Here is a 1,832-nt window from a genome sequence, read left to right as displayed (position 1 = left end):
TATCCTCCCTCTATGGAGAATCACTTTGCTCTTAAATGCTCGCATTTTCGTAGGTTTTGACCTAGTCTTCTTCATAACAGATAACATCTAGATGGAACGAAGTTGTAGATGAAGAAATTTATGGGGCTGGTAAAGGCGTAAAAAAGCCTCTACCTAGAGCACTCCCCGAAAAAAGTGGTTGCTTCGGTAAAATATGGTTGCACCTTTGGATCTCCACATAAGCTCATGGCGGTCAACCCTCCCACATCTCGCAGAGTCTACGCTCCCACATTCCTTCATTCAACCTGTCCATGAGGTGGAGGTCAGATATGCTGCCCGGCAGGATCTTCGTCCGTAAGGATAGTGCCGTTCCGACTCATCCGTGCTTCTTGTTATCTGTTTTCTTCACTAACTAGACCATTAACAAAGACAAATGTTCACTTAAGCTGCTTGTGGTAAGGCTGCGAATCGAGGGATATCCTGGATCATTTTCTCTTCGCTGAACTCATGTCCCTTTTTCAGTATCCCGAACAGGATCCGTATGAGTTTATTGCACAACGCGATGAGAGACTGCATCTTTTTGAGCGGATTTATCGCCCGTTTTGTGTAGTACTCGTGCAAAGTCCGGAAGGCTGCATTCTTAGCGACCAACGGCATCATCACTCGAAAGAGCAAGGCACGAAGACGCTTCCGGCCTCTCTTTGTTATCTTGGTCTGTCCGGTATGCGTGCCCGATGAATTTGTTTTTAAATTCAAACCAGCGAGCTTTGAAATCTGTTTGGGGTGACGGTACTGGCTAATGTCACCTACCTCAGCAAGGAATCCTGCGATGGTGTCTCTTCCAATCCCTTTCATGGCTAGCAATTGCGGCACATGTGGAATCTGCATGAGCAATTCATCCAAGCTGGCTCCCAGCTCTTCGAGCTTGTTATGAAGCCATTCATACTGAGTCAGCAGTAACTTTAACTCCATTTTTGCTAACTCGGGACCTTGTTGGATGCCGACAGAACGGCTGGCCGCTGCCTTCAGACGCTGTATCCGACCTAGACCAAGTCCTCGTTTTGCAGCTTCTCTTAGGTGCTGCAGCAAGGTGTCATCCGGCACATGGACTAGCTCGTGCGGTAGTAAATAAAGGCTCAGCATTTGAATGGCAGACTTGCATTCCCAATCTTTAAATACCGTTAGAAACTCCGGGAAGTACCGATCCAGCCAGTTATGGACACGTGCTTGGATCACACAAAGGTCAGTCGTTAGGTGATCGCGAATCTTCATCGCTTCCCTCAGTTCTGCATAAATGCCCTGAGGAAAGCTAGGTACGGCGTATCTCCCATCTTTGACCAGCTGTGCAATGACCTTCGCATCTTTGATGTCATTTTTAGTTGGGGAATTGTCGTCCAACTCTTTGCTCTTCTTCACGTGCATCGGATTCACAACGCCGTACTTCACTTGCTTCTCTCTAAGAAAATGAGCAAGGTTCAGCCAGTAATGACCGGTTGGTTCCATGCCAACAATAACGTCTTGGAACCCTTGTTCCGTTGAGATTTTCCGAAACCAGTTTACAAACAACTCGAATCCTTCTCGTGTGTTTTCAAACGTAATGGCCTTCCCAAACTCGACTCCGCGGTTGTCTTGTGCGCGAGCCACATGTTTGAATTTTGCGATGTCTACACCGACAATTAAGGTAGAAGATGTGATTTGATTAATACGCTCATTTTGATTAGAATTCATGATGTAGTCTCCTTGGTTTGTTTTTGGATCCGGTCGCTGGCGAGCATCTGGGACCCATAAACATCATACCAAGGAGTCTTTTCATTTCTCAAACCTCGTATTTCTTCATAATAGGAATGCTGCCC

At 46.5% G+C, this 1,832-nt stretch carries 1 protein-coding gene; it reads right to left on the bottom strand.

Annotation, left to right across the window (positions count from 1 at the left end):
• Positions 1-420: 420 nt before the first annotated feature.
• On the bottom strand, positions 421-1,707 hold the full coding sequence (locus tag GT003_RS32035) for an IS110 family RNA-guided transposase (RefSeq protein ID WP_161705772.1): 1,287 nt from the start codon (positions 1,705-1,707) through the stop codon (positions 421-423).
• Positions 1,708-1,832 lie beyond the last annotated feature (125 nt).

Source organism: Paenibacillus sacheonensis, from assembly GCF_009909195.1.
Taxonomy (GTDB): Bacteria; Bacillota; Bacilli; order Paenibacillales; family Paenibacillaceae; genus Paenibacillus_Z; species Paenibacillus_Z sacheonensis.
The sequence above is the reverse complement of the archived record's forward strand: the minus strand, read 5'-3'. Positions and strand labels throughout refer to the sequence as shown.